The sequence below is a fragment of the Kocuria himachalensis genome (assembly GCF_054784195.1).
Map to the genome: position 1 here is coordinate 140,256 of NZ_BAAGPL010000009.1, position 13,952 is coordinate 154,207.

The 13,952-nt window shown below is 71.7% G+C and carries 15 protein-coding genes; 5 read left to right on the forward strand and 10 right to left on the reverse strand.

Going from position 1 to position 13,952, the window contains the following annotated elements; genetic code table 11:
- Position 1: 1 nt before the first annotated feature.
- The 3 genes from ACYVM4_RS07455 to ACYVM4_RS07465 form a co-directional block, all read right to left on the reverse strand.
- Positions 2 to 553 (reverse strand): hypothetical protein, encoded by a 552-nt coding sequence (locus tag ACYVM4_RS07455; RefSeq protein ID WP_460668120.1) that lies wholly within the window; start codon positions 551 to 553, stop codon positions 2 to 4.
- A 159-nt stretch (positions 554 to 712) separates the two neighbouring features.
- Positions 713 to 943 carry a hypothetical protein gene (locus tag ACYVM4_RS07460; protein WP_368821528.1) on the reverse strand — a complete coding sequence of 77 codons (231 nt, stop codon included), beginning with the start codon at positions 941 to 943 and terminating at the stop codon, positions 713 to 715.
- A gap of 278 nt (positions 944 to 1,221) precedes the next feature.
- Entirely contained in the window at positions 1,222 to 2,739 is a 1,518-nt protein-coding gene (locus tag ACYVM4_RS07465; RefSeq protein WP_460668121.1) for an acyl-CoA synthetase, read from the reverse strand.
- A gap of 308 nt (positions 2,740 to 3,047) precedes the next feature.
- Here ACYVM4_RS07465 and ACYVM4_RS07470 point away from each other — a divergent pair, with 308 nt between their 5' ends.
- Positions 3,048 to 4,385 carry an MFS transporter gene (locus tag ACYVM4_RS07470; RefSeq protein ID WP_460668122.1) on the forward strand — a complete coding sequence of 446 codons (1,338 nt, stop codon included), beginning with the start codon at positions 3,048 to 3,050 and terminating at the stop codon, positions 4,383 to 4,385.
- Positions 4,386 to 4,481: 96 nt separating this feature from the next.
- Here the strand turns inward: ACYVM4_RS07470 and ACYVM4_RS07475 are convergent, their stop codons facing one another.
- Positions 4,482 to 4,940: a MarR family winged helix-turn-helix transcriptional regulator gene (locus tag ACYVM4_RS07475; RefSeq protein ID WP_460668123.1), complete on the reverse strand. Its 459-nt coding sequence runs from the start codon at positions 4,938 to 4,940 to the stop codon at positions 4,482 to 4,484.
- Positions 4,941 to 5,149: 209 nt separating this feature from the next.
- Between ACYVM4_RS07475 and ACYVM4_RS07480 the strand changes: the two genes are divergently transcribed.
- Genes ACYVM4_RS07480 through ACYVM4_RS07495 form a run of 4 tightly spaced genes read left to right on the forward strand, consistent with a single transcriptional unit; the run spans position 5,150 to position 8,736 of the window.
- Positions 5,150 to 6,121 carry an SDR family NAD(P)-dependent oxidoreductase gene (locus tag ACYVM4_RS07480; RefSeq protein WP_460668124.1) on the forward strand — a complete coding sequence of 324 codons (972 nt, stop codon included), beginning with the start codon at positions 5,150 to 5,152 and terminating at the stop codon, positions 6,119 to 6,121.
- Positions 6,122 to 6,179: 58 nt separating this feature from the next.
- Positions 6,180 to 7,025 carry an amidohydrolase family protein gene (locus ACYVM4_RS07485; protein WP_460668183.1) on the forward strand — a complete coding sequence of 282 codons (846 nt, stop codon included), beginning with the start codon at positions 6,180 to 6,182 and terminating at the stop codon, positions 7,023 to 7,025.
- The gene (locus tag ACYVM4_RS07490; RefSeq protein ID WP_460668125.1) at positions 7,022 to 8,212 is read left to right on the forward strand and encodes an acyl-CoA dehydrogenase family protein; all 1,191 of its coding nucleotides are present in this window, start codon (positions 7,022 to 7,024) and stop codon (positions 8,210 to 8,212) included. Before ACYVM4_RS07485 ends, ACYVM4_RS07490 begins: the two co-directional genes overlap by 4 nt.
- 47 nt (positions 8,213 to 8,259) lie before the next feature.
- The gene (locus tag ACYVM4_RS07495) at positions 8,260 to 8,736 is read left to right on the forward strand and encodes a MaoC family dehydratase (RefSeq protein WP_460668126.1); all 477 of its coding nucleotides are present in this window, start codon (positions 8,260 to 8,262) and stop codon (positions 8,734 to 8,736) included.
- 89 nt (positions 8,737 to 8,825) lie between these two features.
- Here the strand turns inward: ACYVM4_RS07495 and ACYVM4_RS07500 are convergent, their stop codons facing one another.
- The 6 genes from ACYVM4_RS07500 to ACYVM4_RS07525 all read right to left on the reverse strand — a co-directional run bounded on the left by ACYVM4_RS07500 (position 8,826) and on the right by ACYVM4_RS07525 (position 13,949).
- Entirely contained in the window at positions 8,826 to 10,007 is a 1,182-nt protein-coding gene (locus tag ACYVM4_RS07500) for an NAD(P)-dependent malic enzyme (RefSeq protein ID WP_460668127.1), read from the reverse strand.
- A gap of 256 nt (positions 10,008 to 10,263) precedes the next feature.
- Positions 10,264 to 10,884: a superoxide dismutase gene (locus ACYVM4_RS07505; protein WP_368821519.1), complete on the reverse strand. Its 621-nt coding sequence runs from the start codon at positions 10,882 to 10,884 to the stop codon at positions 10,264 to 10,266.
- A gap of 117 nt (positions 10,885 to 11,001) precedes the next feature.
- Positions 11,002 to 11,532, reverse strand: a complete 531-nt coding sequence (locus ACYVM4_RS07510; protein WP_368821518.1) for an SRPBCC family protein — start codon at positions 11,530 to 11,532, stop codon at positions 11,002 to 11,004.
- A 422-nt stretch (positions 11,533 to 11,954) separates the two neighbouring features.
- Positions 11,955 to 13,259 carry an MFS transporter gene (locus ACYVM4_RS07515; protein ID WP_460668128.1) on the reverse strand — a complete coding sequence of 435 codons (1,305 nt, stop codon included), beginning with the start codon at positions 13,257 to 13,259 and terminating at the stop codon, positions 11,955 to 11,957.
- Positions 13,256 to 13,642, reverse strand: coding sequence for a DMT family transporter (locus ACYVM4_RS07520; RefSeq protein WP_368821516.1), 387 nt, complete (start codon positions 13,640 to 13,642; stop codon positions 13,256 to 13,258). Before ACYVM4_RS07520 ends, ACYVM4_RS07515 begins: the two co-directional genes overlap by 4 nt.
- Positions 13,632 to 13,949 carry a DMT family transporter gene (locus ACYVM4_RS07525; protein WP_460668129.1) on the reverse strand — a complete coding sequence of 106 codons (318 nt, stop codon included), beginning with the start codon at positions 13,947 to 13,949 and terminating at the stop codon, positions 13,632 to 13,634. The genes ACYVM4_RS07520 and ACYVM4_RS07525 overlap by 11 nt, the downstream gene beginning before the upstream one ends.
- Positions 13,950 to 13,952 lie beyond the last annotated feature (3 nt).

The window sequence follows — 13,952 nt, forward strand, 5'->3', positions numbered from 1 at the left end:
CTCAGCCGACCGGCACCGGGGACGGCACCGGGGACGGCACCGGGTACTGCACCCCACTGTGCACGACCGCCAGGACCGGTTCACCCTTCTCCTCCACGGTCCGCGAGCTCCCCGGCACCAGGAGCCACGAGGGGTCTGGGCAGGAGTGGGGGGCGGGCCCGTCAGGGGCCGCGCTCGAGGCGCCCCGGCCGTCGAAGCCCTCCAGCCGGAAGCCGACGACGGTCCGCCCCCACAGCGTGCTCGGCGTGCTCGCGATCCCCCGGGTCTCGGTGATCACCAGGTCCGTCCGCCGCGCCAGGACCTCGGAGGTGCCCGGCTTGGCGCACTCCCACGAGATCTCGGTCACCGACTCGGACTCGGCCACGAACTCGAGGGAGGCCGCGTTGGCCTGCAGCGTCTCGTCGTCCCAGCCGAGCGCGGCCCTGGCGTCGGCGCCCGTCACGAAGCCGGTGCCGTCCTCGTGGAGCTGCGTGGCCGCCCAGGCCGGCGCCACCAGCCCGATCGACACCCCTGCCGCCGCGAGAGCCGCCAGTACCACGATGAGCTTGTGCATGTGCTTCCCCGTTCCCCGGTCCCCCCGGCGCCGGGGGCGATCTCCCGGGCCGTTTTTTCGAACGCTAATGCAGGTGCAGGGTCGGATCCAACGGCGTGACCCTTCTGTGACCCCTGGTCCGACCTGCGACGACACATGCCGCGCCGCGCAGTGCGGCCCTCAGGCCGCGGCATTCCGCTCGGTGGGCACCCGGTGTGCCACACCCTCGTGGACCACCTCCAGAGCAGGCCCCTCGTGCGACTGCGCCCGCTCGGTGGACCGCGGCACCCTCGACCAGGCCTCGCCCTCGCTCCCGGGGCAGGCGTCGAGGTCGGGGCCCTCGACCACGGAAACGGACACCGCGTCCTCGGCGAAGCCCTGCAGCTCGAAGCCCGTGACCGCACCCGTCACGGAGCTCCGCTGCGCGGCGGCGCCCAGCTCCGCCCGGGCCGTCGTCGTCCGCCGCGGCCGGCGCCGTCAGCCCGACGGAGGCGTCCGTCGCGGCCGCCATCACGCGGACCAGCAGTCTCTTCCCCACTCGGGCTCCCCCAGTTCCTCCTGTCCCCCGACAGGCGTCCGGCCATCAGGCCGTGCTGGGGAGGCTGATGAAAGGCGTGGGTGCGTCCAGTCCGGCGGCACGCGTCCGGGCCGGCGGGACGTCATGCGGATCGCGCGACGGGTTCCGCGCCTCAGCCGGCGGCCTGCTCGCGCAGGACGTTCTTGCGGATCTTGCCGGACGCGGTGCGGGGCATCTCGCCCACGAGGCTGAGCGTCTTGGGCACCTTGTAGCGGGCCAGCCGCCCGGCCAGGTGCTCCTGGATCGTGCCCGCGGTGAGCTCCCGGCCCTCCCGGGGGACGACGACGGCGTGCGGCACCTCGCCCCACTTCTCGTCGGGCACGCCGATGACCGCCACGGCGGCCACCTCCGGCAGCTCCAGGATGGCCGCCTCGACCTCGGCCGGATAGATGTTCTCCCCGCCGGAGATGATCATGTCCTTGATCCGGTCCGAGACGAACAGGTAGCCGTCCTCGTCGAGGTAGCCCAGGTCCCCGGAGTGGAACCACTCCCCCTCGAAGGAGGCCGCCGCGTCGGGGCGGTTCCAGTACTCCCGGATGACGTTGGGCCCCGAGAGCAGGATCTCCCCCGTCTCGCCGGGCCCTGCGGGCTCCCCCGCCGCGTCCACGATCCGCACGTCGGAGAAGAAGTGCGGCAGCCCGGAGGAGCCCGCCTTCTCGCGCGACTTGGCCGCGGGCAGGTTGGTGGCCCCCGGGGAGGTCTCCGTCATGCCGTAGCTGGCGGTGAAGGCCAGCCCCCGGTTCTCGTAGGCGTCCAGGACCCGCAGGGGCACCGCGGAGCCGCCACAGGTGAGCTTGCGCAGGGAGGACAGGTCCGTGGCGTCCCAGTCCGGGTGCTCGCACAGCAACTGGTAGGTGGTCGGCACCCCCGACAGCCAGGTGACGCGGTGCCGCTCGATGAGCTCCAGCACCCGGCCGGGCACGATTTTGGACTCGAGCACCAGCGTGGCGCCCTTGAGCAGCGTCGGCAGCACCCCCATCCCGAGGGAGGCCACGTGGAACATCGGCGAGATCATGAGCGCGACGTCGTCGGCCGCCACGTCGTAGTCGACCAGGACGTTGAAGCAGTTCCAGGTGAAGTTGCCGTGGGTCAGGCAGGCGCCCTTGGGCCGCCCGGTGGTCCCGGAGGTGTAGAGGATCACGGCGAGGTCGTCCAGGTCCACCGGGACGTCCTCCATCCAGGGCGCGGCCGCCGCGATCACCGTCTCGAGGGCGGGGACCCCGTCCACGTCCTCCTCGGCCACGACCCAGCGGAGCACGTGCGTCAGCTCCCGGGCGGCGGGGGCGGCCAGTCCCGTCAGGGCGGCGTCGTGGATCAGCACCGAGACGTCCGCGTCCTCGAGCTGGTAGCGGATCTCGGGGACGGCCAGGCGCGTGTTGAGCGGGACGAGGACCGCGCCGAGCGTGCCCGCCGCGAACATCGTCTCGAGGAAGGCCGGGCTGTTTTCCCCGAGGAAGGCCACGCGGTCCCCGGGACCCACGCCGCGGGCGGAGAGGGCAGTCGCCAGGCGCCGGGACCGGTCGTGCAGCTCCCGGTAGGTCAGCGTGCGCTCGCCGTGGATCACGGCCGTCCTCGGCCCGGACTTCTCGAGCCTCCGGACGAGCCAGGATCCCAGTCCCTGATTGCGCATGCGATCGTCTCCTCAAGCAGTCGTCAAAGTCAATAGTTGAAAACGTCCACTATTTGCTCTCCAGCGTAGAGAGAGCTGGGTCACATTGTCCAGACCCGTGCGCACACCGGAGCCCACGACACCTCCCCACTTAGGACATGCTTTCAATTGTTGACTTCCTCAATTGATTGCTGTTCCAATGGTCGCACTGTGATCCGGCCCACATGCTCGTCACGACGCACCCGAGGACTGGGGCCGGCCCGTCCACCGCACCGGCGCCCGAGCCCGGCGCCGCGCCCACTCTTTCCGCCCCAGAGCAAGGAACCGACATGTCAGCAGCACCCGACACCCTGGCGTCCCTGGACGCCCGCGCCAGGAACAAAGAGGCGCGCAAGGTCATCTTCTCGAGCTACCTCGGCTCCACCATCGAGTTCTACGACTTCCTGCTCTACGCCTCGGCCTCCGCCCTGGTCTTCCCGTACGTGTTCTTCACCGACCTCGATCCGCTGGCCGGCACGATCGCCGCGTACGGCACCTTCGCCGCCGGCTACCTGGCCCGCCCGCTGGGCGGAGCGGTCTTCGGCCACTTCGGCGACCGCCTGGGCCGCAAGAAGATGCTCATCATCTCGATGCTGATCATGGGCATCGCCTCGACGCTCATCGGCCTCATCCCCAGCGCCGCCGTCATCGGCTCCTGGGGGGCGGTCGTCCTGATCGTCCTGCGGGTGTGCCAGGGCATCGCCGTGGGCGGCGAGTGGGGCGGAGCCGCGCTGATGGCCCTGGAGCACTCCGCGAAGGGAAAGCGCGGGTTCGCCGCGTCCTTCACCAACGCCGGCGCCCCGACCGGCGCCGCAGTGGGCACCTTCGTCCTGGGCCTGTTCGCCGCCATGCCCGAGGAGCAGTTCCTCTCGTGGGGCTGGCGCGTCCCGTTCCTGCTGTCCGTCCTGCTGCTGGCCGTGGGCGTCTTCGTGCGCTCCCAGGTGTCCGAGAGCCCGATCTTCCGGGCCGCCCTGGCCAAGGAGGCCGCGGAGGGCCCCACCGCCAGGCGCAAGGTGCCGATCGTCGAGGTGCTGCGCCGCCCCCGCGCCCTGATCTTCACGATGCTGGCGGGAGCCTCCGGGTTCGCCCTGCAGGTCTTCCTGGCCACCTTCGCGGTCGCCTACGCGGTCGAGCGCGGCGCCGACCGGCAGCCGGTCCTCTACGCCTTCGCCCTCGCCTCCGTGCTCAGCGTGTTCTTCGTGGTCGGGATGGGACGCCTGTCCGACCAGCTGGGCCGGCGCCCGGTCATGGTCGTCGGGCTGGCGCTGTTCATCGCCCTCATTTTCCCGATGTTCTCGTGGCTGGCCACCGGCAACGTGCTGCTGATCTTCGCGACCTTCACCATCGGGCTGGCCTGCCACGCCGCGATCTACGGGCCGCTGGCGGCCTTCATCGCCGAGCAGTTCGGCACGTCGTCGCGCTACACCGGCGCCTCACTGGGCTACCAGTTCGCCACCCTGATCGGGGCGGGCTTCACCCCCACGATCCTGGCCTCGATCTACGCGTCCTCAGGGCAGGCCATCGCCCCCGTGGTCTGGTACCTGGCGGGGATGGCGGTGGTCAGCGCGGTGTTCATCCTGCTCACCCGCGAGTCCAAGGACTTCGACCTGGAGAACCACGAGCACTGACCCGGGCCAGGGCCGCCACCGGCACCGCGGCCCCGGACGCTCGCAGGCCCCCCTGATCCGTCAGGGGGGCCTGCGAGCGTCCGGGTGCACCTGCCGTCAGAAGGCCACTTTCTTCAGCAGCCGGGACAGCTCCTCGCGCTCCGCCGGGGAGAGCGGGGACAGCGACTCCGCGGTGGAGTCCTCCACCAGGACCCTGGCCTGGGCGTACAGCTTCCGGCCGTCCGCAGTGGGGGCGATGATCTTCGAGCGGCGGTCCCGCGGGTCGGTCCGGCGCTCCACCGCGCCGCGCCGCTCCAGGTCGTCGAGGATGGCCACGATCTGACTGGGGTCCAGCACCAGGAACTGGCTGAGCTCGCGCTGGGTCAGCTGCTCCTCGCCGCAGGCCAGCGCCAGGACCGAGTAGTGGCGCACCTTCAGCTCCAGCTGCGCCAGCTTCCTGTTGGCCGCGGAGGAGCCCGTCGAGGCGGCGCGGGCCATCAGGAAGACCGGCTCCGTCGTCAGCTCGGCCTCGAGGAGGCGCTCGAGGCCGGCGGACGGATCGGTGGGCATGGTCATGGCGTCTCTCCTGGGGCCGGGGACCCCAAGTCTACGGAATCCGTGCCTCCAGCATAGATGGAGGTTCTTAACCATTGACATTTTCAACGAATAGCGGTGGAATGGGGACGAAACCGAAGCAGTGACGGGCGTCACCCCGTCCGCCCGTTCTCGGGCGGAGATCCACCGCCCGATCCCCACCGCCCGATCCCCAGCGAAGGAGCCACTCCATGGCACAGGACAGCACCGCACCCGCGAGCACCGCCCCCCTGACCGGCAAGGTCGCCGTCGTCACCGGCTCCGGGCAGGGCCTGGGCCTGGCCTACGCCCAGGAGCTCGCCCGCCAGGGCGCCGCCGTGGTGATCAACGACGTCGACCAGGCCATCGCCGAGACCGCCGTCGCCTCCATCACCGAGACCGGCGGGCAGGCCGTGGCCGTGGTGGCGCCGGTGGGCTCCACCGAGACCGCCACCGCGCTCGTGACCGGGGCCGTGGAGGCCTTCGGCCGTCTCGACGTCCTGGTGACCAACGCCGGGGTGCTGCGCGACAAGTCGATCCTGAAGATGCCCGACGAGGACTTCGACCTGGTCATCCAGGTGCACCTGCGCGGCACCTTCACCTGCGCCCGTGAGGCCTACCGGTACTTCAAGGACAACGGGGTCCCCGGGCGGATCATCACCATCGGCTCCCCCACCGGCCAGTACGGCAACTTCGGCCAGACCAACTACGCCGCGGCGAAGGCCGGGATCGTGGGCATGGTCCGCACCTGGGCGCTGGAGATGAAGAAGGCCGGCGTCACCGCCAACGCCGTCATCCCCGTGGCGGCCACCGCCATGACCGAGACCATCCCCTACTTCGCCTCCGCCGTGCAGGCCGACCGGGCCGGCGAGCCCATGCCCGAGTTCTTCCGCAAGGACCTCGGCTTCGGCGGCGCCGCCGACGTCGCCGGCCTGATCGCCTGGCTCGCCTCCGACGACGCCGCGGGCGTCACCGGCCAGGCCATCGGCGCCGGCGGGGACCGCCTCCAGGTCTTCTCCCACCCGCGCCCCGTGGTCACCGAGTACCGCGACGGCGGCTGGACCTTCCAGGCGCTGCGCGAGCAGCTCCCCGCGATCCTCGAGGGCAATCTCCAGCCGGTCGGCGAGACCCTGCCCCCGCTGCCGGCCGAGCTTGCGCCCGAGTCCGCGACCCAGCAGTCCTAGGAGGACCACTGTGCGCTACGAATACGGCCTCGACCTCGCGTCGGTGGACGCGATCGACATGCACGTGCACATCGAGTGCTCCGACCACGGGCACCCGTCCCTGCCCGCAGCACTGACCGAGGCCTCGGCCAAGTACTTCAAGTCCGAGGACCGCTCCCCGTCCCTGGACACCATCGCCGAGCGCTACCGGCAGTGGCGGATGGCCGCCGTCGTCTTCACCGTCGACGCGACCACGGCCCTGGGCCACGAGCCGAACTCCATCGAGGAGATCGCCGCCGGCGCGGCCCGCAACAACGACGTGCTCATCCCCTTCGGCTCCGTGGACCCGCTCCAGGGCCCCGCGGCGGTGGAGCGGGCGCGCATGCTCGTCGAGGAGCACGGCGTCAAGGGCTTCAAGTTCCACCCGTCCCTGCAGGGCTTCGACCCCTCCCACGAGCGGTTCTACCCGCTGTATGCGGCGATCCAGGCCCTGGGCGTGCCGGCCTTGTTCCACACCGGGCAGAACGGCATGGGCGCCGGGTTGCCCGGTGGGGGCGGGATCAAGCTGGGCTACTCCAACCCGCTGCTGCTGGACGCGGTGGCCGCGGACTTCCCCGAGCTGCAGGTCATCATGGCCCACCCCTCGGTGCCGTGGCAGGAGGAGGCCAACTCCATCGCCACCCACAAGGCCAACGTCTGGATCGACCTCTCGGGCTGGTCGCCCAAGTACTTCCCCGAGTCGCTGGTGAAGGCCTCCAACCGGATGCTCCAGGACAAGGTGCTCTTCGGCACCGACTACCCGCTGATCACCCCGCAGAAGTGGCTGAGCGCCTTCGAGGAGCAGTCCTTCACGGACGAGGTCCGCCCCAAGATCCTCAAGGACAACGCCGTGCGCCTGCTCGGCCTGGACGGAGCACGGCCGTGAGCACGGACGCCGAGCGCCTCTACCCCGACTGCGACCCGTACGGGATCGAGGAGAGACTGACCGAGGCCGAGAAGGCCCCCCTGCGTCGGCTGCGCCGGGTGCTCCAGGACGAGGTGCGGCCCCTGCTGGCCGAGTACTGGGAGGCCGGGGAGTTCCCCTACCAGGTCGCCCCCTCCCTGCACGGCCTCGACCTCATGACCCCGCCCGAGCTCACGGCCGGCGGCGCGCAGCCCCGCTCCCTGTACCACGGGTTCCGGATCTTCGAACTCGCCCGCACCGACGCCTCGATCGCGACGTCCTACACCGCCCAGGCCGGGCTGTTCCGCACGGCCTGCCGGGTGGGCGGCACTCCGGAGCAGTTCGCCGCGTGGGACCCCGGGATCACGTCCTTCGAGATGACCGGGGTGTTCTGCCTGACCGAGCCCGATCACGGCTCCGACATCGCCGGCGGGCTCGCCACCACGGCCCGGCGCGAGGGCGACGAGTGGGTCCTGACCGGCGCCAAGCGCTGGATCGGCGGCGCCTTCACCGCCGACCTCCTCGCCGTCTTCGCCCGCGACGAGGCCGACGGGCAGGTCAAGGGCTTCCTCGTGGACCGGCAGGCCCCGGGCGTGCGACTGGAGAAGATCCACGGCAAGACGTCCCTGCGGATGATGCAAAACGCCGACATCCACCTTGACGGGGCGCGGGTGCCCGAGTCGATGCGGCTGGGGAACGTGAACTCGTTCAAGGACGTGGCCGCGATGCTGCGCGCCATGCGCTCCGACGTCGCCTGGATCGCCACCGGCCTCCAGGCCGGCGCCTACGAGGCCGCGCTGCGCTACGTGCGGGAGCGCGAGCAGTTCGGCCGCCCGATCGGCAGCTTCCAGCTCGTGCAGGAGAAGCTGGCCCGCATGCTCGGCAACGTCACCGCGTCCCTGACCATGGTCGCCGGACTCGCCGAGCGGCAGCAGGACGGCGTCTACCGGGACGAGGACTCCGCCCTGGCGAAGATGTGGATCAGCCTGCGCATGCGCGAGACCGTGGCGCTGGCCCGCGAGCTGGTCGGCGGCAACGGCATCACCCTGGCCCACGACGTCGCCCGCTTCCACGCCGACGCCGAGGCCGTCTACTCCTACGAGGGCACCCACGAGATCAACGCGCTCGTGGTGGGCCGGTCGATCACCGGCCGGAGCGCGTTCGTCTGAGCCGCTCGCCCGACGCCACCCGAACCACCACGACGTAAGGACACGCCATGACCGACGCACAGACCCAGCCCCAGACCGTGGTCGCCTTCGACGAGGTCAAGAACCTTGTCGGCAAGAACCTCGGGCACTCCGCCTGGCGGGAGATCACCCAGGACCAGGTGAACACCTTCGCCGAGGCCACCGACGACCACCAGTGGATCCATGTGGACCCCGAGCGCGCCAAGGAGGGGCCCTTCGGCGCCCCGATCGCCCACGGCTTCCTGACCCTGTCCCTGCTCATCCCGATGTGGTCCGAGCTCTTCGACGTCACCGGCGTGCGGACCAAGGTCAACTACGGCCTCGACAAGGTCCGCTTCACCTCTCCCGTCAAGGTCGGCTCGCGGATCCGCATGACCGTGACCATCACCGACGTGCAGGAGGTCAAGGGCAACGGCCTGCACCTCGTGGCCGACGGCACCATCGAGATCGAGGGCGAGGAGCGGCCCGCCGTCGTCGCGACCTTCCTCAACCGCTTCTACGCCTGAGCGCGCTGCCTCCTGACCCGTGACGGCCCGGGTGACCATGGAATTCCGTGGTCACCCGGGCCCGCACGGCTCCGGGGGTGCGGACAGGGTCAGACGGCAGTCTCGGCCCGTGCGCAGGCCGCCACGGCCTCCGCCACGGCCGGGGCCACCCTCGGGTCCAGGACGGAGGGCACGATGTGGTCCGCGGTCAGACCGTCCGCGGCGGCGATCGCCGCGATCGCCCGGGCGGCCTCCAGCTTCATGACCGGGGTGATCCGCCGCGCGCCGGCGTCCAGGGCGCCGCGGAAGATGCCCGGGAAGGCCAGCACGTTGTTGATCTGGTTCGGGAAATCGCTGCGCCCCGTGGCCACCACCGAGGCGTGGCGGGCGGCGACGTCGGGCATGATCTCCGGATCCGGGTTGGCCAGGGCGAACACGATCGCCTCGTCCGCCAGCTCGGTGAGGTACTCCTCCGGAACCGTCCCGCCCGACACGCCCACGAACACGTCCGCGCCCTCCAGGGCGTCCTTGGCACCCCCGATCAGCCCGCGCGGGTTGGTGCGCGCGGCGTAGCCGGCCTTGATCGCGTTCAGGTCGTCGCGCTCCCTCGAGACGATGCCCCGCGAATCCATCAGCACCACATCATCGATGCCCTGGGCCAGCAGGATCTCGGTGATCGCGATCCCGGCCGCACCGGCCCCGGCGATCACGACCTTGAGCCCGGCCAGGTCCTTGCCCACCACCTGCGCGGCGTTGAGCAGGGCAGCCAGGACAACCACGGCGGTGCCGTGCTGGTCGTCGTGCATCACCGGGACGTCCAGCTCCTCGATCAGCCTCGCCTCGATCTCGAAGCAGCGCGGGGCGGCGATGTCCTCGAGGTTCACGGCCCCGAAGGACGGGCGCAGCAGCTTCACGGTGCGCACGATCTCCTCGACGTCCTGGGTGGCCAGCACGATCGGGATGGAGTCCAGGTCCGCGAAGGTCTTGAACAGGGCGGCCTTGCCCTCCATCACCGGCAGCGAGGCGGCCGGGCCGATGTCACCCAGGCCCAGCACGGCGGAGCCGTCGGAGACCACGGCCACGAGCCGACCGGCCCAGGTGTGGGTGGCCGCCATCGCGGGGTCCTGGTGGACGGCCCGGGAGACCTCGGCGACCCCGGGGGTGTAGGCGATGGACAGGTCCCGGCGGGTGGCCAGCGGGGACCTCGTGACCACGGAGAGCTTCCCGCCCTCGTGGGCGCGGAGGATCTCCTCGTGCGGAATCGGGCCGGGCTGGAGGTTCTCGTCGCTCATGCGGGGTCCTCGTGCTCTCGTCGTCGAGTGCGAACAGGGTCCCGGCCATTGTGCCCCACGGCGGGATCCCCGTCCCGGCCCGGATGACGCCCCGGGACCTCCGCGGTGCTCCGGACCCGGACGGCGCGGGGCCCCGGGCGGCACAGAGCCCCGCACAGCATGGAGCCCCGCACTGCACAGAGCCCCCGGACCGTGTGGTCCGGGGGCTCTGCTCGCGGGGTCGCACGCGCGCGGCGCCGACGGTGCGGGGCGGGGATCAGATGATGGACCGGCCCCCGGTGCGCGCCTTCTCGAAGCGCTCCTGGACGTCGGCCCAGTTCACGATGTTCCAGAAGGCCTTGACGTAGTCCGCCTTGACGTTCTGGTAGTCGAGGTAGAACGCGTGCTCCCACATGTCCAGCTGGAGCAGCGGGATCGTGGCGACCGGCACGCCGTTCTGCTGGTCGTACATCTGCTCGATGACCAGGTTGCCGCCGATGGGCTCGTAGGCCAGGATCGCCCAGCCGGAGCCCTGGATCGTGGTGGCCGCGGCGGTGAAGTGGTCGCGGAAGGCGTCGAAGGACCCGAAGTGGTCGTCGATGGCCGCAGCGAGCTCACCGGTCGGCTTGTCGCCGCCCTCCGGGGAGAGGTTCTGCCAGAACACCGAGTGATTCACGTGGCCACCGAGGTTGAACTGCAGGTCCTTGGACAGCTTGGCCGCCGCGGCGCCGTCACCGTTCGCGCGGGCCTCCGCCATCTTCTCGAGGGCGGTGTTCGCACCGGCCACGTAGGTGGCGTGGTGCTTGTCGTGGTGCAGCTCCATGATCTTCGCGGAGATGTGGGGCTCGAGCGCCGCGTAGTCGTAGGGGAGATCGGGAAGGGTGTACTTCTCGGCCATAGGAGAGTCCTTTCGATTGCTGTCGTGTGGTTCCACCCTCGTCCCGCGCGCGAGCAGGGGTCAAGGAGGTTCCGCCACCAGCGTACGGTGCGCTCCCGGGCGGGCCGCGCCGGGGACTCAGAAGAAGTCGGGCGGGCTCTCGAGCGGGCAGCGGGGCGGGTGGGGGGTCAGCTGGGAGGGGGCCGTGAACTCGTAGTCGCCCGTCTCGATCATCCGCCTGAGCGTCTCGAGAGCGTGCCGGGCGCTCCGGCGGGCGGCCGGTTCGAGCAGGTGCCAGAGCCAGGCCTTGGACTCCGTGAACCGCCCGTCCACGACCTTCTCGATCCGGGTGCCCCCCTCCACCTGTTCCCAGGTGATGGTCACCAGCAGATCCACCACGCCCTTGGTGGTGCGCATCCCCAGGCGCCGGCCCGGGACGTGGTCGGAGACGATGTTGACGAAGGAGAAGTGGAGGGGCCCCACGCGGACCGTGGACTCGATCGACGTGCCGAGCTGCAGCACGGCCGTGCTGACCTGGTAGTTGCGCTCCGGGATGGGGTTCCAGCGGCGCAGGCAGCCGGGGTCGAGCAGGAAGCGCTCCACCAGCGCGGGATCCGCCGAGACCAGGGCGGTGTCCACCAGCCGGAACGTCGTGGTGCCCTTCAGCATCGTGTCCTCCGCTCCCCGGTCGGGTCGGCGCCCGGGGCGGACGGACGTGGCGCACGGACGGGAGCAATTCGCATGTGCACACACCTACTCTAGTGATCGACCGCCGCGGCGCCCGCCCTTCGGGTGCACAGGGGGTGGAGAAAGTTGTCCACAGGTGTGGAGGGGCACGGGCAGAGAGCGAGCATCGGGTCGCCCTGCGCGCGGCGGGGGGCACCGTCGCAGGTCAGCGAGCGGTCGGCGGAGTGGGCGACGCCGTAATTCCACGGGTGGAAGTTATCCACGCTGTGGACAACGCCTGTGGAGAAGCTGTTGAGAAGACCGCGCCCGGACGTCATGGAGCGTCGCACAGGGCCACGGTGGTCCCCCCGGCCGGGGGACGGCACGGCTCCGCGACAGGCCGGGAGCGCCCCCGGACGGGGGACCTACGGGCGGCGTGAGCGCGAGCGCACGAGGACGGCGAGCGCCGCGCAGGCCAGGTAGCACACGAGCACCACCGCCCAGCCCACCGCGAAGGAGCCCGTGAGCTGGAGCAGACCGCCGAGGACGAACGGACCGGCGCAGAACCCCGCGTACAGCCCCATGGTCACCACCCCGGTGGAGGCCCCCACCCGGTCGGCGGGCACGGCGCGCATCGCCGCGGACATCACCACCACGCTCACCGCGAGCGCCGCGCCCCCGTGCAGGACGGCCGCCGGCCAGACCGTCCACGCGAGGCCGGGGTGCAGGGGTGCCAGCACCAGCAGCACGGCGCTCGCGGCCGCCCCCAGGGCCATGCCGGCCAGCAGGACGAAGCCGTCCGCGCGCGGCCGGTCCATCACGCGCGCCCACAGCACCCGGGAGGCGATGCCCACGAGCGCGGAGACGGACACGGTGGCCCCGGCGGTGACGACGTCGAGACCCAGCTCCCGGTGGGCGTAGAGCGGGAGGTAGACGTTGGCGGCCTGAGCCCCCAGCCCGGTCAGTGCCGCGGCCGCGGCGTACGCCCGGACGACGCCGGGCATCGGGGGCCGTGCGGCGGCGCGTGCCGTCCGGGACGAGGGCGTCTGCGCCCTCCGGGACCGGGTGACGGTCCGGGACCGGAGTGCCGCCCAGGACCGGGCCGGCAGCGTCGACCAGGACCGGGACGCCGTGGGGGACGGGCGTCCCACCGGGGTGCCGGGGTGGTTGTCCGGGACCGTCCACCAGCCGTGCACGAGCAGGAGCAGTACCGCGCCCGCGGCCACCAGGACGGCGGCGCGCCAGCCGAGCAGCAGGCCGAGCGCGGGGAAGGTCAGGCCCGCCACGAGCTGGGAGGCCTGCACGCCGGCCTGCTTGATCCCGAGCCAGCTCGCGCGCCGCGCGGCGGGCACGTGCAGGCGGATGAGCCGGTTGGTCGCGGGATTGGCCATGACCTGGCCGAGCCCCGAGACCACCATGGCCACGAGCAGCATGGCGTAGCCCGGCGCGGCGGCGGTCAGGAGCATCGCCAGCGCGGCCCCGCCGAACATCACGACCAGCAGGGTGCGGGCGCTCAGCCGGTCCGCCCAGCGGCCCGTGCGCACCGCGGTGAGGGCCGCGACGAAGAAGGTGGTGGTGGCGAGCAGCCCGAACTGCGTCTCCGTGAGCTCCAGGTCCGTGATCACGAGGGGGCTCATCGCCGAGAGGCTGTGGGTGAGCAGCGGCCCCACCGCCATGGTGGCGGTGAGCACGAGCATGAGGTGCGCGCCCGGTCTGCGGTCCCGGGTCACCGGTCCTTCTCCGGGGACGTCCGGTCGGCGGCGTGCAGGCCGACCACGCACGCGACGATCCCCGCCAGGAAGAGGGCCTTCGCCCAAGAGAGGGGTTCCTGCCCCGTGCCGGCCGCCCACGCGACCGTGAGCACGGCGCCGATGCCCGTCCACACGGCGTAGGCGGTGCCCATCGGGATCACCCGGGCGGCGCGCGCCAGGGTGAGCATGCTCAGCGCCAGGGACACGGCGAAGAGCAGGCCGGGGCCCGGCCGCGAGAAGCCCTCGGACGCGCCCAGGGCCGTGGCCCAGACCGCCTCCAGGACCCCGCTGACCACCAGCAGAGCCCAGGCACGGTTGCGCCGGTCCCGCACGGCCTGCGCCGCCCCGGCCTCAGACGGCAACCTTGAGCCCGATCACGCAGCCCACGATGCCGAGCACCAGCACGATCCTGAGGGGCGTCGCTGGCTCGCGGCCGGTCAGCATGGACCAGGCCACGGTCAGGGCCGCGCCGATGCCCACCCAGACGGCGTAGGCCGTGCCCGTGGGCAGATCGGTCATGGCGTAGGCCAGCCCGACCAGGCTCAGGGCGGCCGTCACCGCGAACACCGCGGTCGGCACGGGCCGGCGGAGGCCGTCCGAGGCCGCGAGCGCGGACGCCCACACCGCCTCGAGGACGCCCGAGAGCACCAGCACCGTCCACGCACCCACGGG